This window comes from Rhizobium sp. K102, assembly GCF_022385315.1.
Lineage (GTDB): Bacteria > Pseudomonadota > Alphaproteobacteria > Rhizobiales > Rhizobiaceae > Rhizobium > Rhizobium croatiense.
Window position 1 is genome coordinate 304,650 of the sequence record NZ_CP092436.1, and the last position, 22,615, is coordinate 327,264.

The 22,615-nt window shown below is 61.0% G+C and carries 16 protein-coding genes, 1 tRNA gene and 1 pseudogene; 7 read left to right on the forward strand and 11 right to left on the reverse strand.

Going from position 1 to position 22,615, the window contains the following annotated elements:
* Positions 1-222: 222 nt before the first annotated feature.
* Positions 223-1,587, reverse strand: coding sequence for a DUF882 domain-containing protein (locus tag MHI61_RS07465; RefSeq protein ID WP_239791515.1), 1,365 nt, complete (start codon positions 1,585-1,587; stop codon positions 223-225).
* A 374-nt stretch (positions 1,588-1,961) separates the two neighbouring features.
* Between MHI61_RS07465 and MHI61_RS07470 the strand changes: the two genes are divergently transcribed.
* Positions 1,962-2,516: a YHS domain-containing (seleno)protein gene (locus MHI61_RS07470; RefSeq protein WP_239791516.1), complete on the forward strand. Its 555-nt coding sequence runs from the start codon at positions 1,962-1,964 to the stop codon at positions 2,514-2,516.
* Here MHI61_RS07470 and MHI61_RS07475 read toward each other — a convergent pair.
* Entirely contained in the window at positions 2,513-3,325 is an 813-nt protein-coding gene (locus MHI61_RS07475) for a tetratricopeptide repeat protein (RefSeq protein WP_239791517.1), read from the reverse strand. The genes MHI61_RS07470 and MHI61_RS07475 overlap by 4 nt on opposite strands.
* Positions 3,288-4,427, reverse strand: a complete 1,140-nt coding sequence (locus MHI61_RS07480; RefSeq protein WP_239791518.1) for an adenylate/guanylate cyclase domain-containing protein — start codon at positions 4,425-4,427, stop codon at positions 3,288-3,290. The genes MHI61_RS07475 and MHI61_RS07480 overlap by 38 nt, the downstream gene beginning before the upstream one ends.
* An 858-nt stretch (positions 4,428-5,285) precedes the next feature.
* Here MHI61_RS07480 and MHI61_RS07485 point away from each other — a divergent pair.
* From MHI61_RS07485 to MHI61_RS07495, 3 genes are all read left to right on the forward strand, one after another.
* On the forward strand, positions 5,286-6,644 hold the full coding sequence (locus MHI61_RS07485) for a phosphatase PAP2 family protein (protein ID WP_239791519.1): 1,359 nt from the start codon (positions 5,286-5,288) through the stop codon (positions 6,642-6,644).
* Positions 6,645-8,089: 1,445 nt separating this feature from the next.
* A complete protein-coding gene (locus tag MHI61_RS07490) occupies positions 8,090-9,943 on the forward strand; it encodes an adenylate/guanylate cyclase domain-containing protein (protein ID WP_239791520.1) in 1,854 nt (617 codons plus the stop codon).
* 1,716 nt (positions 9,944-11,659) lie between these two features.
* Positions 11,660-11,920: a DUF4242 domain-containing protein gene (locus MHI61_RS07495; RefSeq protein WP_239791521.1), complete on the forward strand. Its 261-nt coding sequence runs from the start codon at positions 11,660-11,662 to the stop codon at positions 11,918-11,920.
* Positions 11,921-12,046: 126 nt separating this feature from the next.
* Here MHI61_RS07495 and MHI61_RS07500 read toward each other — a convergent pair.
* The 5 genes and pseudogenes from MHI61_RS07500 to xylF form a co-directional block, all read right to left on the reverse strand.
* Positions 12,047-12,421 (reverse strand): annotated as a pseudogene (locus tag MHI61_RS07500) (transposase); the annotation flags it as partial.
* Positions 12,422-12,569: 148 nt separating this feature from the next.
* Positions 12,570-12,646: transfer RNA gene (locus MHI61_RS07505), tRNA-Arg, on the reverse strand.
* Positions 12,647-12,938: 292 nt separating this feature from the next.
* On the reverse strand, positions 12,939-13,721 hold the full coding sequence (locus MHI61_RS07510) for an ATP-binding cassette domain-containing protein (RefSeq protein WP_239791522.1): 783 nt from the start codon (positions 13,719-13,721) through the stop codon (positions 12,939-12,941).
* Positions 13,722-13,734: 13 nt separating this feature from the next.
* Positions 13,735-15,048, reverse strand: coding sequence for a sugar ABC transporter permease (locus MHI61_RS07515; protein ID WP_239791523.1), 1,314 nt, complete (start codon positions 15,046-15,048; stop codon positions 13,735-13,737).
* A 293-nt stretch (positions 15,049-15,341) separates the two neighbouring features.
* Positions 15,342-16,382 carry a D-xylose ABC transporter substrate-binding protein gene (gene xylF / locus MHI61_RS07520; RefSeq protein ID WP_239791524.1) on the reverse strand — a complete coding sequence of 347 codons (1,041 nt, stop codon included), beginning with the start codon at positions 16,380-16,382 and terminating at the stop codon, positions 15,342-15,344.
* A 228-nt stretch (positions 16,383-16,610) separates the two neighbouring features.
* Between xylF and MHI61_RS07525 the strand changes: the two genes are divergently transcribed.
* A complete protein-coding gene (locus MHI61_RS07525; protein ID WP_239791525.1) occupies positions 16,611-17,831 on the forward strand; it encodes an ROK family protein in 1,221 nt (406 codons plus the stop codon).
* Between the two features lie 285 nt (positions 17,832-18,116).
* Here MHI61_RS07525 and iolG read toward each other — a convergent pair whose 3' ends face one another.
* Entirely contained in the window at positions 18,117-19,109 is a 993-nt protein-coding gene (iolG, locus tag MHI61_RS07530) for an inositol 2-dehydrogenase (protein WP_097604290.1), read from the reverse strand.
* Between the two features lie 199 nt (positions 19,110-19,308).
* Between iolG and MHI61_RS07535 the strand changes: the two genes are divergently transcribed.
* A complete protein-coding gene (locus MHI61_RS07535) occupies positions 19,309-19,593 on the forward strand; it encodes a hypothetical protein (RefSeq protein ID WP_239791526.1) in 285 nt (94 codons plus the stop codon).
* Here the strand turns inward: MHI61_RS07535 and MHI61_RS07540 are convergent, their stop codons facing one another.
* Together MHI61_RS07540 and MHI61_RS07545 are read right to left on the reverse strand one after the other, a co-directional pair.
* The gene (locus MHI61_RS07540) at positions 19,594-20,052 is read right to left on the reverse strand and encodes a hypothetical protein (RefSeq protein WP_239791527.1); all 459 of its coding nucleotides are present in this window, start codon (positions 20,050-20,052) and stop codon (positions 19,594-19,596) included.
* Between the two features lie 151 nt (positions 20,053-20,203).
* Positions 20,204-21,208 (reverse strand): LysR family transcriptional regulator, encoded by a 1,005-nt coding sequence (locus tag MHI61_RS07545; RefSeq protein ID WP_097604298.1) that lies wholly within the window; start codon positions 21,206-21,208, stop codon positions 20,204-20,206.
* A 271-nt stretch (positions 21,209-21,479) separates the two neighbouring features.
* Between MHI61_RS07545 and chvE the strand changes: the two genes are divergently transcribed.
* Complete coding sequence (gene chvE / locus MHI61_RS07550; protein WP_097604301.1) at positions 21,480-22,544, forward strand: multiple monosaccharide ABC transporter substrate-binding protein; 1,065 nt, start codon at positions 21,480-21,482, stop codon at positions 22,542-22,544.
* Positions 22,545-22,615 lie beyond the last annotated feature (71 nt).

Consider the following 22,615-nt stretch of genomic DNA (forward strand, 5'->3'; position numbering starts at 1 on the left):
ATGGGGCCACCTTTGCGATCCCACGGCTATAACGATGAGCGATCCGCCAGGTTCCCGTACGCTATCAGACGAAGCGAGGGCATTCAGCGACGGCCACGACCTCACCCGAACAAAACTTGCCGCCCGCCGCGATCTTCTCGAAGCCATCTGCCTGCCGGCTGGCGAGGGAGACATTCGAACGTTTTTTGTCACGGGCGCAGCGCATCAACCTGACGAATGCGGTCAACCCTCGGGGGGCGATGTAAACCGACCGGCATCGAACGGGCCTCTGGCTGCGACCGGGGTGACATCCTCAGCTGACGTCGCGACATCAGCCTCACGATGAACCGTGCGGGGCGAGACACGAGGCGTGCTCAATCCCATCGCCTCGCCGGGAGAATGCAGCGCCCATTTCATCAGCGCCGCCTCGGACGTCGATCCGAGGAAATTGGCTTCTTCCCACGACGCGGTCATGGGCAAAGAGGCGATCATAGCAGCGCCCGGCCTGGCGGTCTCCGCTGCAGCAAGGCGGGGATGGAAGCGGGCGTGGGCCGGCAATGCCGTGGCCGGTCTCCCCGGAAGTGCGGCAATCGGGCCGATCGAGGCAGTCTTGAGTTCGTGGTCCGCGCCTGCGTCATGCGCAAGGGCGGGCGGGCGCATCGCCGGTATCGGAATCGGCAAGGATGAAACATCCGGAGCGGCGTCTTTGTCATCCCGCTCGCCCGCGCCGGTCTGCAGCGCGAGCGCATTCAAGGCCCGGCTTTTCGGCGTCGGCAGAAGCGCCGTCACGAGCTTGCCGTCGGTGGCGTCGCCGCCCGGCGGGGTCGATGCTCCCGCGTCTTCGTCGTCGCCAGCCGTGCTGGCGATCTCTATCGAGGTGGAACTGACGCGCTTCCTGTAGTTCGCAACCGCCTGATTATATCCCGGCAGCGGCCGGCCATCGGCCGGAAGATGCATCGTCTTCCCATTCGGGAAGATCCGGGCAAGTTCCTGCCGCGACATGCGGGGCCAGGCCCTGACATTGCCGACATCGAGATGGACGAAGGGCGATCCCGAGGTCGGATAATATCCGACACCGCCGACCTGCATCTGCATGGCAATCGCGCGCAAGGTCGTAAGCTTCACGCCGGGAACATAGAAGTCCATCGCCTTGCCAAGCATGTGCTGGCTCTTCTTGGCGACACCAGTGCTGCGCGAACGGTTGCGGAGCATGTTGTTGGTGGTAGGGGAGCGATAGGCCGAAACGACGTGGATATAGTCCTTGCCGCCGCTGCGCTTGTACACCTCCCAGACCAGGTCGAGCAGCCGCGGATCCATCCGGGTCGGCTCGTTCCTTCGCCAGTCGCGCAGAAACCGATTGATCTGGGCAAGGCCTTTGGGATCGAACTTTCCATCCCGCTTATAGGTGATCGTCGCCTTCTCGCCCGTATGGGTAAAGAACAGCTTCAGGGCGCGGTCTTCCGCCGAGGCCAATGATGCGGAACCGACAAGCGCGGGGAGCGCAAACAGAGCCGGCAGAAGGGTCTGCGCTGCGACGCGTTTTGCACGCGACAGGAGCGTGGCAATTCCGCCTGACAATCCTTGCAATGAATACTTCAACGCCAACAACCCGTCCTAAACCAAACACGCGACGACGGGCGGGAACTCCGCATCCATCAGTCTCAGTAAGCCAGCTTATGGTCAACAAATTGCTAATGAGCGGATGCGAAGGTCGGTGAGTTGCGATGCGAGTGGTCTGCGGCGTGAATCCCGACTCGATGATGTGCGTGGCAACTATGCGCCAGTTGCGGTTTGAGCCAATTTTCGAAAAGCAGATCAACCCTTGCGGCTGCGGATTTTTTGACCAAGTTCGACAGCCAAAGCCAACGTCTCAGTTTCGTGCCGCTCGGACTCTTCACGCCATTCTTCAAGCGTTATATGGCTCATTTGACTTGCCCACGCGATAAAGGGGCCGTGCTAAGCGTGTTGCGGCCGAGCGCTACATGAGCCATAATCAGTGCCCGAACGGAATGACGCAGAAGGCTTCGTTTACTGCGGGGCAGTTCGCGGCCCGGGAAGGGCAAATCAGGGAATTCGCCATGCACAATGTCTCTCGGCGAAATGCAATTCACCTCGTACTGGCGATCGCAGCTGCCCTGTTTGCGACCTCGATGCCCTCTTTTGCCACGGAAGCGGTTCCGCTGGCGATCAAGGGTTATGACCCGGTCGCCTATTTCACCATCGGAAGCCCCACGCGCGGGCTGCCGGAGATCGAGTACGAATGGGACGAGCACCGCTACCTCTTCGCGAGCGCCGAGCATCGCGAGCTTTTCAAGGCCGATCCTGTTCGCTACGCGCCGCAGTTCGGAAATTTTTGTGCGATGGCGCTGGCCATGGGCGAGCTCGACGAAGCCAACCCGGAGAACTGGCTGATCAGCGACGGCAGGCTATATATTTTCGGCAAGCCGGCCCCGATGGGACCCGCGCTCTTCCAGGAGGACCTTGCTGCGAACATCGCGAAGGCCAACCAGAACCGCGCGCTACTTCAAGGACATTAGCGGTTCATTCTCTCAGCCGGTGGCAGGTCGGCTGTGACGGGGTAGAGGCGGGCCTTGCGGAATCCGTCGCGCAGATGTTCGAGATCGCCAGAGTTTAGAAACTTGGTTCCGAACTCCTGCGGGTCGAAGGTTGGGTCGATGCGGCGTATCATCGTCACGACACGCGCAGCGTCCTCCGCTCGGTTGCGTTGTGCATAGGCGGCCGCCAGTAGAATACGGCTGAAGTTCGCGCCTGCGGTTGTTCGAAGATTAAGTTCCGCCTGTTCGATCGCCGCGTCGTAACGCCGTTTCAGATAGTAGGCCAGGCTCAGCGCAAAGCGATCGATCGCATTGAGATCGGGGTCGATACGCTGCGCCTGCTCCAAGGCCTCGATCGCCCCATCCGTCCGTCCCAGCCACAACAGGATGGTGCCGCGCCCGGCAAGGCCGTGGGCATCGTTCGGATTGATCGTAATGGCGCGCTCGAGCTCCGCCTCTGCCTGGTTGTATCTCTGATGAAAGAGGTGGATGTGGCCGAGAATGATACGCGCGCGCACTTCGGAATCATCAAGTCTCAGCGCCTTGATTGCCAGTTCCTCGGCACGGCTCAGGAAGGCGGTTGGCGATTCCGCCCAGCCCATCGAGCTTGCAATGTGATAGGTTTCGGCAAGTGCCGCATAGGCGGCAGCGTAGTTCGGGTCAAGCTCGATGGCGCGTCTGAGCATGGCGCGCGCCTCCACATTGTTTGCGTGCGTCGGGCGCTGCAATGCCGGCCTGGCGCGCAGCACGTAATCATAGGCTGCGAGATTTTCGGTTGGCTTTGCGAACACCCGATTTTGTTCGATCTGCGTCAAGCGAATCGCGAGGACTTCTGACAATGTGAGTGACAATGTTGTCCTGCAGCGCAAACACGTCCGCCAACGCCTCGTCGAAGCGCGCAGACCAAAGCACTCGTCCCTGCCTTGTGTCGACGAGCTGCGCGATGACCCGCACACGGTCGCCAGTCTGGCGGACGCTGCCTTCGACCAGATAGCTGACGGCGAGACCGCGGCCGATCTCCTCCGGGCTTGCTGGCGTTCCCTTGTAGGGGAGGACAGCGTTCCACGACATCACGGTCAGCGCGGAGAACCGACCGAGTGCGTTGATGATATCCTGCGTCAATCCATCCGCGAAATGCTCACGAGCCGACTCGTCGCTATTGTTCAGGAACGGGAGAATGGCGATCGCGGGTTTCGTGCCGACTTCAGCACTTTTTGTGAATTGATCGCCAGAGCGCAGAATGCTGAGAAATTTCCACTCAGGGCCAAGACCGGTCCACAGCGCGCCTACAATAAGCAAAATCATCAGAGCTAGAGCGGCGAACAATCCCCGGCGCCAGCCGGCGAGCGCCGGAGCGGCCGTGGCGTCGAGCCGCACACGAAAGGTGCGGACCGGCCGAGCGATGTTCTTGAGTTTCTGTTCGCCGATATCCTCAAAGGCAATGTCGAGCTTGCCTTGCGCGTCTTCCTGCACGCGGCCCGAGACGCAGATGCCGCCAGGCTCCGCGAGCCCCTCCAAGCGAGCCGCCACGTTGACGCCATCCCCGAAAATGTCGTCACCCTCGATGATGATGTCGCCGACATTGATGCCGACGCGGAACTCGATCCGTTGTCCTGCCGGCACCGCGACATTGCGTTCCGCCATGCCGCGCTGGATCTCGACGGCGCAGCGAACGGCCTCGACCACACTCGCGAACTCGACCAACATCCCATCACCGGTGGTCTTGACAATCCGCCCGCGGTGTTCGTTGATCTTTCGGTCGACCAGAGCACGCCGATGCGCCTTCAGTTGGGCGAGCGTACCTTCCTCGTCGTTGCCCATCAGCCGGCTGTAGCCGGAGATGTCGGCCGCTAGAATGGCCGTAAGTCGCCGCTCTACATGCTCGGTTGACAATCCAACTCTCCCCGTGCGCTTCCGGCCACCTTTTTCCGATAGCTCTGGGCTAAGCCCCAAGGTGCCCCCCATCCGAAGGCGAGCGTCACGCCCACCGCTGGGGCGGTGGACCGCGAACGCTATGACCTGCTCGGCCACACCCTCACCGATATTTTGGCCCGCAACCACATCGGAGCGAAAATGGACGCCGGCCCACATGCGCGCGTCGGCCGCCTGCTTGGCCGTCACGCTCCATCAGCGCGGAGTAGCCCACCACATCGGCAGCAAGAACGGCAGCATGCGATTCTCGACGGCGTTCTTTAAGACCACTTATGCCCGAGGAATGCACCGTAGCAGAAGTCGGAGGCATTGTATCGCCGCTTTGCTGTGCATGCACTGGAAGGTCTGGAATGGGTCTAAACCGGACGTCGCGCTACGCGATTTTGGAATGTACATCCCGATTGGCGCGCCGGAGAGGATGAAACTTGGCACCTTAGCGCCAATAGGACCCGCATTTGACGTTCAATGTAAAAAGTTGGCACTCGGTGCATCGCTCGTACAACACCGAGCCGATGCTGTTTCACAATGTACGCGGTCGACCATTCCCGGTTGACCGTAGCTCAACCAGGCGTCGCTGATGCCATTGGCAGCCATCGAAAAATGAGCGGCGAATAAGACTATAAAGTACTTCCGAAATAGCGATCGACCGAACTTTGCCTCTTCGACCGAGATGCGGCGCATAAACAGCCATTCGGCTTAGAATATCACAACGCTGCCGTGCTCTAACTTGATCCTTTTATTGAACAGCGCCTCGCCGTATAATTAGACTTTGCTAAAATGAACATAGACGGGCAGCGGGGCAACGTATGGGAGGCTCACATGCTTAGCGGTTTTGGCAAGGCCTGCGCGGTAATCCTTTTTTCAGGGAACTGTGCTTTCGCCCAATCGGATTTGATAGAACCAGAGGCTGGAACGTGGAAGACGTGGGTAATCACGTCTGGCGAGGACTTCCGAGTCCCACCGCCGCCCGACGCCTCCGCCGCAGCAGCCGAACTGGCGCAGATGCGGGATCTCTTGGCGCAAAAGGATCCGGCTGCCGCCGATAAAATCACCTTTTGGGACGCCGGCTCGCCTGGGTACCGATGGATCGATCTGGTCAACAATCGCCTTCTCGAAAACCAGCAGATTCCAAATGCGCACCGCGTCTACACCTATTTGACGATGGCGATGTACGACGCCACTATCGCTGCGTGGGACGCAAAGTACTTCTACAATCGGCCGCGCCCGAGCGAGGCGGATGCGACACTGCCGACTGCGCTGCCTACGCCCCGCAGTCCCTCCTATCCATCTGAACACGCAGCCGCCGCCGGAGCCGCCGCGACCGTTCTTTCTTATTTCTTTCCCGAAGAGACATCGTCGTTCAAGGCAATGGCAGAAGAAGCGGCACAGTCGCGTGTGCTTGCCGGTGTGCAGTTCCCAAGCGATTCTTCCGCCGGTCTGGAGTTGGGGCGGAGGGTCGCAGAGCAGGTGATTGCGCGGGCAAAGGCCGATGGCTCCGATGCAGCGTGGACCGGCACTGTTCCGACCGGGCCGTGCATGTGGGTCGGGAGCAAACCCGCCAATGTAACCATGCCAAACTGGAAGCCGATCGTGCTGGCAGCAGCCGATGAATTCAGGCCGCCGGCGCCACCCGACTGCCAGTCCCCGGCTGTAAAGGCCGAGACGGATGCAATCCGACAGTTTGAACGAAAATTCCCTAATAGCTACAAAGCGTTCTACTGGCAAAGCCCATCCGGCCTGTTCACCGACTGGTATGACTATGCCAGCAAGTGGATGTTCGAGGACAAGACGGATACGAACCCGCCGCGTGCCGCGCGGGCTTACGCGATGCTCGCAACGGTCTATTACGACGCCTACATTGCCAGCAACGACGGGAAGTACGCCTATTGGTATCTGCGGCCCAACATGCTTGACGCGAGCATCACTCCCCTGTTCGCGGTGCCAGCCCATCCCAGTTATCCGTCGAACCACTCCACGCTTTCGACTGCCCGATGCGAGGTCCTGGCGTACCTGTTTCCCGGCCATGCGGAGTTCGTCCGCGCGGTTGGCAAAGAGGCGGGCGATTCCCGCATCTGGGCTGGTATCCACTTTGAAATGGACAACCAGGCCGGTGCCGCACTTGGCAAAGCGGTGGCGGGAAAATTCATCGAGCGGGCAAAAACGGACGGGGCGGACTAGCGGAGGAAGCAGGCAGGATACGATCTCGACCGTTTGCAAATAGTACCTCTCGCAGTTGGTCGAGCATTTCTTTTGCACCGACGAGATCGCGAGTATCGAGACCCCGCGGCGCATCAGCATAAACAGGTGTGTGAGCGAGCCGCGAGCCGCTCGGTCGTTCCCATGGTCGTGAATTAGCCGCGCGGCGCCGCGCGGTTCGCGACCGAAAGTCCGGAAATTGGCGCAAAGCTGCCTACCGCAACGCTGCCCGCGGCCTCTGCAATAGCAATGTCCGCTTTTGGCGAATGGACGGGGCTGCAGGAATGACTGTCATGCGGCGCAAAGCCACCATCGCTGCGGTGCCCAGTTTTGTTCTGGAGTGGTGGTGAGGCCCGTCGCTGACTTCGAACGACAGGCGAGCGGTCCTTGGCAGGCCGACATGTCCGGATACTCCGGATGATCGCGGCGAGCAGGGCTGGTCGGTCCGAAAGACCCGCCAACTCAACTGTATAACCCGGATTATCTAGTCATATTACTTAAGAGCTAATTGATTGATTATTGAATGTATTTTAGTATTCACGATCCGAAAAATTATAGTCCGTCTCCCGTTCCAAGCTGCGGGCGCAAAGCGGTGGGTTTTCGCTATGCGCCGCGGCTCTCCAACGGGAGATTGCGAGGCACGTCAGCCGTGGGAGCGGTAGCCTGCCTCCTCTGATCAGAATCGAGACATCCTTTTTAGCGTCCGCCGGAGACGGCATCGACGATTCGCAGCAGTTGGCGACCTACGCCAGAGGGGGAGCCAGCACAGCCCTAAAAGGCACGCTCTGGCGTTACCTGAAGTCAACGACCCTCATCAAGGAGTATGACCATGTCCAGACTTATACTTCCGGCTCTCACCGCGCTAGCGCTCCTATTCGGTGGGCTTCTGCCGACGTTAGCAGCCAGCAGCAACTCACGGGACGAAACTACAACCATGGGTGAAAGCGGTAAGCCGCCGCCGAACGACAACGCGGGAGCCAGTGGTGGCACCAAGGATACCTCAACGAATAAGGGCAATCCCGACAACACCAACTGCAACGACTGCGGTTCGAGTGGCCCGGGCAACAAATAAGGATAATCCGGACAACACTAGGTCGGCTGCGGTAAAAAGGGATCGGCAAAGGCAGCCCATGCGCAGCTAACAAGCTCCACGTCCGCCTGAAGATTCGTAGCGTCGCGCCAGCGGAGGAAGGCGCGATGCTGTAAGTTGCTTACAGCGTTGCGCCTCGGCCCGCCAGTTCGGCCAGGGCTGCCAACGACTGCATCGTCGATGGCGACGCATCCGGCGACCTGACGGAACCGCCCCTACAGGCGATTAACGGCGGGCTTGGCGTCGACGCGGCAGTGTTCCACGGTCTTCGCGCAATACACGATTGAGCCGCCGATCTCGCTGATGAATTCCGGAGGCGCAAGCGGAATGAACGTCGATGCAGACGATTGAGGATTGGCTACGTCAACTCGGTCTCGGCAAGTACGCTGAAGCCTTCGTCAAGAATGACGTTGATCTTCGGGCGCTCCCTCATATCGCGGAATCCGACCTCCAGGAGCTCGGTGTCTCGCTTGGCCACCGGAAAATTATTCTAGCTGCTATCAATGGACTTGCGCAGTCACGTCCGGCCGAACAGCCTCCTGCTTCAGCCGCTTCCGAAACCACGCCCGAAGGTGCGGCTGACCGGCGACTGCTCAGCGTACTCTTCTGCGATCTGGTCGGATCAACAGCGCTGTCAGCACAGCTCGATCCTGAAGACATGCACGAGTTGATCCGTCGTTACCAGGATAGCGTTGCCAGCGCAGTTACGCGGTTCGGAGGCTACGTCGCCAAGTATCTCGGAGATGGCGTGCTTGCCTATTTCGGATGGCCTATGGCTTACGAGGACCATGCCGAGCGCTCGATCCGGGCCGGCCTCGAAGCGATGGCCGCCGTCGACGCCCTGCAGTCAGCGAACGCGCAGCAATTGAAGGCTCGCATCGGCATCGCATCTGGGCACGTGGTCGTTGGCAACACCGACGGCAGCGCGAAGGAGCGTGCATCGATCGCGGGAGACACTCCCAACCTGGCAGCACGCCTGCAGGGCGCGGCCGCCCCAGGCCAGATCGTGGTCTCAGACAGCACCCGCCGCCTCGCCGGGCAATCGTTCAATATCGAGAGCCTCGGGGAGCAGGACCTCAAAGGCTTCACCACGCCCATCACACTGTTCGAAGTCCGCGGCGAGCGAGAGGTGGATAGCCGTTTCGAAGCGGCGCATGCCAGCGGGCTTTCGAAATTTGTCGGCCGCATTAGTGAGATCGGCCTCCTGCTCGAACGGTGGGAGTTGGCGAAGGCCGGCGAAGGCCAGGCGGTCTTTCTGTCGGGGGAGGCTGGCATCGGGAAATCGCGGCTTGTCGAAGCTTTAGAAGAACATCTGCGGGAGACGCAGCATGAACTCATTCGATTACAGTGTTCACCCTATCACGCCACCTCTGCCTTCTACCCGATCGTCGAGCGACTGAGCCGGGTCGCTTCGTTTGCGCCGACAGATGACCGGAACACGCGCGTTGAAAAGTTTCGCGCCCTCGTTCGCCGCTATGGCGAAAGTCCCTCCGAAGTTGGCGCGATCTATGCCGAGCTGCTTTCGCTCGACCTCGGCGACGAGTTCAGGCCGCCGGATCTCTCCGCCCACCAGCGCAAGGAACTTGTCGTCCGCACATTGGTGAACCGTTTGCTGCTTGCGGCCAGGATCGCACCGGTGCTCATGGTTTTCGAGGACGCGCACTGGATGGACCCGTCCACCGGCGAAGTGCTGAGAGAACTCGTCAGCCGGCTTCATGGCACCGCCGCCCTTGTCGTTGTGACGCATCGGCCGGAATGGAGCGCGGATTGGGCGAGTGGGCTGGCGCAGGCGACGACGCTCTCCATTGGACGCCTGACCAGGCCGCAAATGCGCGAACTGATCGAGTCGAATGGTCTCCGACATTTCCGAACAGCTTGCCGAAAGGATCGCGGAGCGAACGGACGGCGTGCCGCTGTTCGTGGAGGAGCTTACACGCTCTGTCGTGGAGAGCGGAAAGTCGTCGCCGCTCAACGTCGAGATCCCCGACAGCCTGCAGGGCTCCCTGATGACACGTCTCGACCGATTAGGGAGAACGACCAAGGAGATTGCGCAAATTGCCGCCGTAATAGGCAGGGAATTCGATCGCGGCCTTCTTTCAAAGATCGCTGGACTCGACGACCGAACGCTCGAGAAGTCGCTGAACCAGCTCGAGTCCAGCCAGATCGTCGTCGAAGGCGGCGTCTTACATGATGCTCTCGTTTTTCGCCACGCGCTCATTCAGGATGCGGCCTACCAATCGCTCCTCAACCGGCGCCGTCGATATGTCCACGAGAAGATCGCCAGGGTTCTCGTCGACCAGTATGACGACGTCGCTGCGACGCAGCCCGAGCTCATCGCCCAGCACTACGAGAAAGCGCACCGGATTGAACTAGCGCTTCCCTTCTGGATGAAGGCGGGAGACCGCGCGCTTGCTCGATCCGCCAACTACGAGGCTGTCGACCATTTCCAGAACGCCCTGGCGATCGCAGAGCAATTGCCTAAAGGACCTGACCGACAAGTGGACGTGCTCACCGCGATCCTAAGACTTGGCGACGCCCTGTTCGCTGCTGGCCGGATGACGGATTCGCTGGGGAGATACAGGCTGGCCGCCCAATTGGCACGCGAAGCGGCCGACACGCACGCCTTTGTTCGCGCTGTCATTGGTCTTGACGGCTCTAAATTCCTCTCCTCCAATTCGCTTGCCGAAACCGTGCCGCTTCTTAAGGAAGCCCTGACGATGGTTGAACCAGCGGATGAGAGGACACGGTGCCAGATTCTCAGCCGTCTTGCGCGGGGCTACACCTACCTGAGCGACAGTAAGAACGCCACAAAATACCTTGTAGAGGGGATTGAACTAGCCCGACGGGTCGGGGACAAAACTGCGTTAGTGGAGCTCTCCACTCTGCCATTCCTGACGCCGGCACCTGTCAAGTCCATCAGGGAGAGAAACGACCGGCTCGCTCGCGTAGATGAAATAAGACGCCTCGCGGATGAGATCGACGACGACGACGTGCGAAGCCGAGCGCTTTCGATTGACGCGTACGTCTCCACAGAACTCGGCGATCGTGCCCGAGCCGATCGGGCGGTTGACGCACTGGACGAGCTTGGTACCAAGCGGCAGCATCTCAACGTCCAGTTCTACGCTGGCATCGCAAAAGCGATGATGGCCATCCTCGATGGAAGGTTCACCGCCGCTGAGGAGTTTGCTGACGAAGCTCTGATGCTGGGCATGCGTACCCTTGGCGCGGCGGCAGAGGGCGTCTACGGAATGCAGATGTTCGCGATCCGACGGGAGCAGAGCCGTCTGTCGGAGGTCGCACCGATCATGAAACTGTTGATCGAGGAGAACCCGGAGGAAATCACTTGGTTACCGGGCTTTGCGTTGGTCGCCTTTGACCTGGGCTATCGGGAAGCGGCCCAGCGGAGGTTGAGCGAGCTCGCCCGCACCCGCTTCGCTCTCCCGGTTGACGGAAAACGAAGCGCGTCTCTCTCGTTCCTGACGGAAGTCGCCGCCGGTCTCGGCGACGCGGATGCTGCGCAGACCCTCTATAAGCTTATGCTAGACTACAAGGAGATGACCGTCACAATAGGTATGGCGACCGTTTGCTTCGGCGCGGCAAGCCGATATTTGGGAGTGTTGGCGGCCGCGCTGGGTGAATTCGACAGAGCGCCGGAGCACTTTGAGCACGCGCTCGAGATGAATTCGGCAATCGGCTCGCGGCCGTGGCTCGCGCACACACAGGCAGATTATGCGGACTTTCTAATGAAAGTAGGTAGCCCGGCCGCGATAAAGAGAGCAATGTCGCTATTCGAGCATGCCCGGTCAACCGCGGCCGAACTGGGAATGGTCCGGCTGCAACAGCGACTGAAGCCAACGATTCATTAGGACCAGCAGTTCGCTGCTTTTAGTGGGAAGAAGGTCTCGTCATGCCACGCTACATCATTGAAAGAAACTTCGCAGAGCAACTCGATTTATCGAAAGAGGGGGTCGAGCAAGTCAACCTGATCAACGATCAGGAAGGAGTGAAGTGGATTTTTTCCTTCCTCAGCGCAGACCGGAAAAAGACTTACTGCCTTTACGAGGCGCCCAATACCGAAGCTATCCTCGCTGCGGCCCGGAGGAACCATGTTCCCGCAGATGTGATCATCGAGGTTAGCGAGGAGATCGGTCCCAACATGTTTGCATAGCGCTCCTGGGCCAAGCACGGCTCGGGAGGAGGCGGCTCGGATCGTCCGTGCTGCCTTCGACCGGGGTGTGCCTTTTCCATTCGCGAGGACCTTGAAGGGATCGGAGCAAGCCTTCGAGACCGGCGCCTCCACGTCCAGCCCCCGCTCTGCCAGCTCCGCGACCAGCCCGCGCAGCGTAAACGCGCTCGCGCGGCAGCGTTCGACAAGCCATTCCCGGTGGCCACCGCAGATCGCCCGCGGCTTGTGACCACCCATCTGGCCGGGCGCTGCGCTGCCCGTCGTGTGGAAGCGCCGCCCAATCGATCGAGGTGCTGATGCCAATGCCGAAGCGTTTGGCCGCAGCCGGCACGACCAGCCCCTCCTGTGTGACCGCCCGACGACACGCTCTCGCAGATCATTCGAAAGGGTCTCGCCATCCAGCCCGGCCTCCTGACCGGTCAGAAGGATGAATCTGATTTGCGTCCAAAGGAGAATCCCAATTGTGATTCCACTTAAAATCATCCCGCTCTAGCGTCCGCTAAATGCGAAGGAGTCCGCTCTTGTGCGTCACTCTAAACATTCGGGCAATGACTTCTAAAATTGTGGCCTCACCATTCTAAAATTTAGGGAGCCATTCTAAAATTATATGACGGAACTCAGTAAATAGAAGTGGCGCACCCGACAGGATTCGAACCTGTGACCTTTGGAATCGGAATCCAACACTCTATCCAGCTGAGCTACGGGTGCATGCCGAAGGCGGTTTGAATCGCCTGTCCGATGGGTGGTTCTTAGCCTAGCTTGCGGCCGGCTTCAATCGCGAAATTCTCAGAAATACCAATGCTTGCGGTTTGCAGGGTGTTTTTATTCGTCAGCCTTGGGATTGATCGAAAAACTCCGCCGGCCTTGCGGGCGGCGGAGCGAGGTTGTTGGGGGCGCCCCTTCATGCATGTCGCCCGGAAGTGTAACGACATGCATCAAAACAAAAGGCTAAAACGCGTCGCATCAATCACATTTGACGCGACGCGCGCTTTAGCGGCGCTCAGATCTGCATGGCGCCAGGGCCGGGGATGGCCTTGGGCGGCACCTTGCCGAGGATGATCATCCCCAAGACTTCGTCCTTGGTCACATCCTCGGTGCGGGCGTGGCCCACCACCTGGCCGTTCTTCATCACCGAGACGCGGTCGGCGAGGTCGAAGACGTCGTGGATGTCGTGGCTGATGAGGAAGATGCCGATGCCTTCCTTCTTCAGCTGCTTGATCAGTTCGCCCACCTGCGCCGTTTCCTGCGGTCCAAGCGCAGCCGTCGGCTCGTCCATGATCAGGATGCGGGCGTTGAAGAGGATGGCGCGGGCGATCGCCACCGATTGCCGCTGGCCGCCCGAAAGCGCCTTCACCGGCTCCTTGAAGCGCTTGAAGTTGGGGTTGAGCCGCCCCATCACTTCGCGGGCCGAGGCCTCCATCGCCACGTCGTCGAGCGTGCCCCAGCGGGTCTTCAGCTCGCGGCCGAGATAGAGGTTGGCGGCGGCGTCGACATTGTCGGCGACGGCGAGCGTCTGGTAGATCGTCTCGATCCCGTATTTCTTGGCGTCGCGCGGGTTGCGGATGTCGGCCGGTTCGCCATTGATCAGGATCTCGCCGCTGTCGCGCTTGTAGGCGCCGGAGAGGATCTTGATCAGCGTCGATTTGCCGGCGCCGTTATGGCCGAGAAGGGCGACCACTTCGCCGGGGTAGAGATCGACCGAGGCATTGTCCACAGCATGGATGCCGCCGAAGGAGATCGAGATGTTTTTCAGTTCCACGAGGGGAGTGCGTTGATCAGTCATTTTGAGGCTCCTCTCACTTGGCACGGGCGCGATAGACGGTGTCGAGCCAGACCGCAACGACGAGGACGGTGCCGACGACAACGCTCTGCAGCGGCGTGTCGACATGCGCGAGAACCATGCCGGATTGCAGCGATTGCATGACCAGCGCGCCGAGCATGGCGCCGGCGATCGTGCCGGTGCCGCCCGCCAGCGACGTCCCGCCGATGACGGCGGCGGCGATGGTGTAGAGCTCGTCGAGCGTGCCCTGCGAGTTGGTCGCGGCGTTGAGGCGGGCGGTGGAAATCGCGGCTGCGATAGCGGCCAAAACCCCCATCAGCGCGAAGATGCGCACGGTCACCCAGCGGGTCTTGATGCCGGCAAGCTCGGCCGCCTCGGGGTTGCCGCCGATCGCGAAGACATAGCGGCCGAAGCGCAGCCTTGTGGCGATGAAGGTCATGATGATGCCGACGACGATGGCGATCAGCACCGGCACGGCGATGCCGTAGGGGATATCCAGGCCGGTTTCCGGCCAGGGGATGTTGTTGGTCTCGGCATATTTCTTGGCGATGTTGATCGGCCAGTAATAGCTGTTGGCGATCGAGACGGCGCCGAGGATCAGCACGCAGCTCAGCGTCGCGAGGAAATACTCGGCCCAGATCGGCCGGCGCGGAAAGCCGAAGCGGCGGCGCTGGCGGCGTGAGCCGATGATGCTGGCGATGACGAACAGGCAGGCGACGATGCCGACGATCCAGCTCCAGGTGGCGCCGATCGAGCCCTCGGCGCCGCCGCCCATGATGCGGAAGGTCTGGTCCATCGGGGCAACCGTCTGGCCGCTGGTGACGAGCCAGGTCGCGCCGCGCCAGACCAGCAGGCCACCGAGGGTGACAATGAAGGAGGGAACGTTCAGGAAGGCGATGATCATGCCCTGGAAGGTGCCGATCAGGCCGCCGGCGATCAGGCCGACCAGCAGCGTGATCACCCAGGTGAAGGGGCTGTCGAAGCCGATATACTCAGGCAGGATCTTCGCCTGCGTCACGCCCATGATCATGCCGCAGAGGCCGAGCACGGATCCGACCGAAAGGTCGATGTTGCGGGTGACGATGATCAGCACCATGCCCGTCGTCATGATCGCGATATCGGTCGTCTGGACCGAGAGGTTCCAGAGGTTGCGCGGGGTCAGGAACAGGCCGCCGGTGATGATGTGGAAACCGATCCAGATGATGACGAGCGCGCCGATCATGCCGAGCAGGCGTGTGTCGATCTCGGTCGCGCGGAAGAAGCGGGTCACCGGATTGGCTTCCGCCGTTCGCGGTCCGCTTGAAGCTGTTGATTTTACCATTTCGGCCATGGGTTTGCCGTTCCCCCATTGTTTAGACGGCTGCGCCAGCGTGCTAGAGGCTGCCAACGGCGTCATTCGTCTGTTCTTCAACTGACCATCGCGATGCTTCCGGAAACCGTGGCGTGGCGTCGCGACACCTTTCCGGCAGGGAATGCAAGTCCGCGATGGTGCGGCGAGGCGGAGAAAACGTCGTGGTTGGAGTTCTCATCCGCATCCGGCGCCGCAACGGTGTTCCGCTGCGGCGCCGGCAATTCTAGTTCACAAGGCCTGGCTTGCTTTGCCCTGGCTTACTTGGCCCTGGCTCACTTGCAGGCAGCGACCGTGTCGGCCTTGACGCCCTGGCAGGCTTCCGCCTTGGAAATCCAGCCGGCGTCGATGACGACGTTCAGGTTGTCCTTGGTGATGGCCAGCGGCTTCAGGAAAACCGACTGCATTTCCACGCCCTTCGGGCCGCCCTTGAAGGCCTGTGCGCCGTCGATCTTGCTCATGTCCTTGCCGCCGGCGAGGTCGAGAGCGATTTCGGCGGCGCGCTTGCCGAGTTCGCGGCTGTCCTTCCAGACGGAAACCGTCTGCGTGCCGAGGGCGATGCGGTTCAGCGCCGCCTTGTCACCGTCCTGGCCGGAAACCGGAACGGAGCCGGCGAGGCCCTGGGCGTCGAGCGCTGCAATCGCGCCGCCGGCCGTGCCATCGTTGGAGGCGACGACGGCGTCAACCTTGTTGTTGTTGGCGGTCAGGAACTGCTCCATGTTGCGCTGGGCGTTCTCCGGCAGCCAGCCGTCCGTATAGGCCTCGCCGACATTCTTGATCTTGCCGGCGTCAATCGCGGCCTTCAGCACTTCCTGCTGGCCCGAGAACAAGAAGTCGGCGTTCGGGTCGGAGGACGAGCCCTTGATGAAGACGTAGTTGCCTTCGGGCTTGGCCTTGAAGACGCCTTCAGCCTGCAGGCGGCCGACTTCCTTGTTGTCGAAGGTGATGTAGAAGGCGGCCGGATTTTCGATCAGGCGGTCGTAGCCGACAACCGGGATGCCTTCGGCGGCGGCCTTTTCGATGGCCGGGCCGATGGCGTCGGAATCCTGGGCGAGAATGATCAGCGCGTTGGCGCCCTGCGAAATCAGCGATTCGACGTCGGTCAGCTGCTTTGCAGCCGAAGATTGCGCGTCAGCGGAAATATACTTGGCGCCCTTGGCTTCGAGAGCCTTCTTGATCGCGGCTTCGTCCGTCTTCCAGCGCTCTTCCTGGAAATTCGACCAGGAAACGCCGACGACGAGATCGGCAGCCAAGGCGGCGGTGTGCACGGAAACGAGAATGGCAGCGCCCGCCATCAATTTCAAAATAGACTTCATAATGTCCTCCCGAGTGAGTTGCGGCCGGCCCAGCCCATGCTTCCTCCGGCCACCGCGATACGCCTGTCGAGGAAAGTTCGGATTATTTTCTCGACAGTCGAGAAATTTGATGTCAGAGATTTTTTCAACTGTCAACACTGCACTACCGGCTTAATTCGCTTGCGCAACGGCGGCCGGACATGCAGTGGAAACCACGGGTGGAGCAAGCAGGAGGAGAGGGCGGCATTCATGCTGACCAAGTCGAGCACGGAGCTGGTCCGGCAGAGAAACAGCGTGCTCGTGCTGTCCGTGCTGCGCCGCCACGGCGCGCTCGCCCATACCGAAATTTCCGATTTCACCGGCCTGTCCTCGGCCACCATCTCGGCGATCACGGCCGATCTGGAACGCGGCCAGATCATCGAAAAATCCGAGCAGCAGGCGGCAAGCGGCCGCGGCCGGCCGCGCGTGCTGCTCCGCCAGCGGCGTGATTGCGGCTATCTCATCGTCGTCATCATCTCCTCGGATGCGGTGCAATATTCGCTGGTGGATTATGCCGGCAAGCTGATCGACCGCTTCAGCGAGGAGCGCTCGCATGATCCCTCAGGGGCCGGCCGCTTCGTGGAAGGCGTGCGCGCCGGCCTTTCGCGCATTCTCGATCGCTCTCGCATTACCCAGGAAAAAGTCCTGCTGATCTCGATCAGCAGCAAGGGCCTGGTCGATTCCACCGAGCCGGTGCTCGTCTGGTCGCCGATCTTCGGCAGCGACCAGATCGATTTCGAATCGGCGCTGCGGCCGGATTGGCAGGCCAAGGTCATCCTCGATAACGAGACGCTGCTGGTCGCCGCCGCCCTCGGCGCGCGCGAGGAGATCGTCAAGGGTGCCGATTTCCGCTCGCTCGCGGCTCTTTCCCTCGGCCACAGCATCGGCCTCGGCATCGTCCGGCGCGGCGCTCAGACGCAGGAGATCTCGGCACCGAATTTCGGCCACATGCTGCACATGGCGGGTGGCGGCCTCTGTCGCTGCGGTACCCGCGGCTGCATCGAGGCCTATGCCGGCTTCTACGCCATCCTGCGCAGCGCCTTCGAAGTGCCGCTGGATACGATCCCCGCCAAATTCGTCCCCGTCGCCGAACTCGACAAGATCGCCGCCAGGGCCCGCCAGGGCCACCGCACCTCCGCCTTCGCCTTCCGCCAGGCCGGGCTTGCCCTCGGCAACGGCCTGTCGCGCATGCTCAGCCTCACGGAACGCATGCCCATCGCCATCACCGGCCCCGGCACCCGCTATTACGACCTGCTGCGCCAGGGCATCGAAGAGGGCCTCGGCCAGTCGCATGTCGTGCGCATGGAAGGCATGCCCGAAATCCGCATCGTCCCCGAAGAACCCATCCTGGTCTTCGAAGGTCACCTCAACCGGGCGCTCTCGGTGATCGACCAGGATATCGTGGTCTCTGGTGTTCAGGGGACGGATTGATAAATGAGCCTTGTGACCGACCACTGCCCCTCACCCTAACCCTCTCCCCGTAAAAACGGGGCGAGGGGACGTGCCCTGCGAGAAGCCGGCGAGGGACGGAGAGGCTGCGGCATAACCCCTTCGCCCCGTTTACGGGGAGAAGGTGGCGGCAGCCGGATGAGGGGCGGGTCCCGCCAATCTCCTTGGTAGCGAATAACGCCGACTCAAGAAGAGGGTCATCAAACGCAAAACGGCCGGGCCTGTGCCCGGCCATCTCATGCATGGCTGGCGGTCGGGAGAGGGCCGTCAGCCAACCTTGATCAGCTTGCCTTCCTTGACCGACTGCACCGCCGCATCGGCGAGCGCCAGTGCTGCCAGGCCGTCGGCGCCGGAGGGCGAGATCTTCGTGCCCTTTTCGATCGCGGCGATGAAGGCGGCGATCTCGTTGGCGTAGGCTTCGGTGTAGCGGGTCATGAAGAAATCATGCAGCGGCGGGCGGGTGTAGCCGTCGCCGTTGGCCACTTCGATCGAGACCGGGCGCTGGTTTTCAGCCGCCGCCATGCCCTTGGCGCCATGCACTTCAATGCGCTGGTCGTAGCCATAGGTGGCGCGGCGGGAGTTGGAGATGACGGCCTGCTTGCCGGAGGCGGTCTGCAGGATCACCGAGACGCTGTCATAGTCGCCGGCTTCGCCGATCGCCTTGTCGACGAGAACGGCGGCAGTCGCCAGCACCGAGACCGGCTCTTCGCCGAGCAGGAAGCGGGCCATGTCGAAATCGTGGATCGTCATGTCGCGGAAGATGCCGCCCGAGCGCTTGATGTAGTCGACCGGCGGGGCGCCGGGATCGCGCGAGGTGATCGTCACCATTTCGACATCGCCGATCTTGCCGTCGTCGATGACCTTGCGAACCGCCATGAAATGCGGGTCGAAGCGGCGGTTGAAGCCGACCATCAGCTTGGCGCCGGTCTCTTCCACCACCTTGATGCAGGCCTTGACGCGGGCGACGTCAAGATCGATCGGCTTTTCGCAGAATATCGCCTTGCCGGCGCGGGCGAAACGCTCGATCAGGTCGGCATGGGTGTCCGTCGGCGTGCAGATGACGACGGCGTCGATATCTTTGGCGGCCTCGATCGCCTCGATGGTGCGGACCTCGCAGCCATAGGCCGAAGCGATGGCTTCCGCCGCCTGCGGAAAGGCGTCCGCGACCGCAACCAGCGTCGCATTGGCGTCGCCGCTGACGGCCTTGGCGTGAACCTTGCCGATGCGGCCGGCGCCGAGAAGACCAAATCTCACTGTCATTGCAACCTCCCTTGAATTCGGAACAAATAAACCGAATTGCCAAAAATCTGGAATTTTCATTCCATCTTCTCTGCGTCGCGTCAAGCCCGCGGCTCTTTCACATTTGCAAGATTCGAACTAAAGACAAGCGCAACACCTGACCACAATGGGTGCGACACATGCCGGGGGCATGTGTGACATATTGAACTGTGGGGCACAGATGCAACTGATCGATCCGAACCATCCGGCATACCGGCGCCTCTGGGTGCGGATTGCCATCGTGGCCGTCTGCTTCGGCTGGGCTGCGGTCGAGATCATCGGCGGCGATCCCTTCTGGGCCGTCATCTCGGCCGGGGCGGGCGCCTATGCCTATTATACGCTGTTCTGGACCTTCAATCCGCAGCCCGAGGTCGCCGAGCCTGCAGCCGTGCCTGACGCTGACGACGACGAAGAGCCCGCGGCGCCAGCCGCGGACAAGCCGTCGAAGGACGGGCAGGCGGAATAATCAGCGCAATCTCCTGAGCGCCTCGTCGATCAGGAGATTGGCCAACATCATCCGCTTCGTCGCATTGTCGCGGAAGGGCAGGGCGACGCCGTCGGGATGATTGGCGCGTGCGAAGGCGCGGCGCTTCTCGCCGAGCGTCAGCGGTGTATCGGCCGCCGAGATCGCCAGTTCGGCGGCAACCTCTTGCGGGGCCGTGCGGGTGAGGTGATCCGGCATCACAGGCGCGGGTGGAAGCAGAGGCCCCGGTTTGGCTGCGGCTTCGTGTTCCAGATTGTCGAAATAGGCTTCGCCGATCCGCTGCGAGGCGACCGAGACACCCTCCATGACATCGAAGGCAAAGCCGGTGCCGAGGCTCGCCACACGGTGGGCGGCCGGCGCTTCGGCGTCGTCTTCCACCGTATCGTCCTGCGCCTTCAGCCGCTCGAGAACTGATTGAAATACCGACTGTCCGAACAGCATCCCGCTTCCTTGAAGAGCATTCCGGCGTCTGCGACCGGCCGACGTGCTCTATTTTTTCACGCAATTTCCGGACGCAAAAAACCGCTGCGCATTTGCCGAAATTGCTCCGGCACACATTAAGACCGGCGAAGATGGCGCCGGGCTTGCGGGCTTATCCCGCCTGCTTCAGGCTTTCCTCGAGGATTATGTCGTAGAGCAGTCGTGCGCTCGGTGGCAGCGCCCGTTCGCTTGCCGCGATCAAGCTGTAGGGCTTGACGTTGATGTCGAAATCGATCGGCAGCACGCGCACGTCGGAGGCCTTGGCGCCCTGGCTGGCGAGGAAATGGGCGACGTCGACAGCGACGGGGGCGATCGCGTCGGTTTCGCAGACGATGGCGCAGGTCAGCAGCAGCGAGGAGGTGTTGACGATATTTTCCGGCAGCGCCACGCCGCGCGCCAGGAAAATGTCCTCGATCGTACGGCGCAACAGCGTGCCCGGCGGCTGAAACACCCAGTCGTAATCCCTGACGTCGGCAAGGCTGCTCACCTTGTGCTTTAAAAGCGGATGGCTCTTGCGCACGATCAGGCAGGCGCGCTCGATGCCGATCTCCTTGACCTCGAACAGGCGCGGATTGAGATCGTCGGGAATGCGGCCGATGATGAAGTCGTGGCGGGCGGCGAGCAGCTCGCGGGCGAGCACGTTGCTGGTCTCCACCTGGATGTTGATCTCGATGCCGGGATAGGCCTTGCGCACCCTGTTGATCGCCGGCACGACGAGGCTCATGGCCGGCGCCGTCACCGCGCCGATGAAGACCGAGCCGCCCTTGCCGCTCTTCAATTCGCCGATCTCGCGGCTCGCTTCGCGCAGCTCCAGCAGGATCTTCCTGGCACGTCTCGCAAGGGCCGCGCCGAAGGTCGTCAGCACCACGCCGCGGGCCACCCGCTCGTAGAGCTGAGTCTTGGTTATCGATTCCATTTCGGACAGCATGCGCGATGCGGCGGGCTGCGAAATGTTGAGGACTTCCGCAGCTGCGGAAATCTGTCCGCTATCTTCGATTGCGACGATCATGCGCAGGTGATTCAGCTTAAGTCCTGCCCGTAAAAGGCTGTCATCGCCGAAACTGTCGCTGTGGATATCAACGTGATCCATCGAAATAGGCTCTGAAACGATCGTCATGGTTGCAGCCTCCCCACTGCGCTCCATCAAAAGTAATACTTTTTAACGATATACCAAAATTGTTATGCACATTACCACTTATTCTATTTGACAGTTATAGGAATCCATACCAGTTTGCCGCCGTGTGCTGGTTGGCACTCAACACGTGTGAGATCGTGGAGGAGACCTACTTCGTTTCTCACCATCTGAAGTAACTATCCAATACGGAACCTGCCACAGTTTCGGGGCGGGCGATTTTTCGTCCGCTGCTCTATTAACAAGGGAGAGAGAAATGAAATCCATTATCTCATTGATGGCTGCGGCTGCCTTCGGCGTCGCTTCGTTCGTTATGCCTGCCATGGCGCAGGACAAGGGGCTTGTCGGCATCGCGATGCCGACGAAGTCCTCCGCTCGCTGGATCGACGACGGCAACAACATCGTCAAGCAGCTCGAGGCCGCCGGCTACAAGACCGACCTGCAGTATGCTGACGACGATATTCCGAACCAGCTGTCGCAGATCGAAAACATGGTCACCAAGGGTGCCAAGGTTCTCGTCATCGCTTCGATCGACGGTACGACGCTTTCCGACGTTCTCCAGAAGGCTCACGATGCCGGCATCAAGGTCATCGCTTATGACCGCCTGATCCGCGACTCGGCCAACGTCGACTACTACGCTACCTTCGACAACTTCCAGGTCGGCGTTCTGCAGGCGACCTCCATCGTTGACGCCCTCGGCCTCAAGGATGGCAAGGGCCCGTTCAACATCGAACTCTTCGGCGGTTCGCCGGACGACAACAACGCCTTCTTCTTCTATGATGGCGCAATGTCGGTCCTGCAGCCCTACATCGACTCCGGCAAGCTCGTCGTGAAGTCCGGCCAGACCGGCATGGACAAGGTCGGCACCCTGCGTTGGGATGCGGCTACGGCCCAGGCCCGCATGGACAACCTGCTCTCGGCCAACTACACCGACGCCAAGGTCGATGCCGTCCTGTCTCCTTATGACGGTCTCTCGATCGGCATCATCTCCTCGCTGAAGGGCGTCGGCTACGGTTCGGCTGACCAGCCGCTCCCGATCGTTTCCGGTCAGGACGCCGAAGTCCCGTCGGTCAAGTCGATCATCGCTGGCGAACAGCACTCGACGGTCTTCAAGGACACCCGCGAACTCGCCAAGGTCACTGTTGCCATGGTCGATGCCGTCATGTCCGGCAAGGAGCCCGAGGTCAACGACACGAAGACCTACGACAACGGCGTCAAGATCGTTCCGTCCTATCTGCTGAAGCCGGTTTCGGTCGACAAGACCAACTACAAGCAGATCCTGGTCGACGGCGGTTACTACACCGAAGACAAGCTGAAGTAAGTTAAACACGAGGCCGGAGCCCGCGTGCTTGCGGGTTCCGGCCTTCGATTTTATGATCGCCAAGCCGCTCG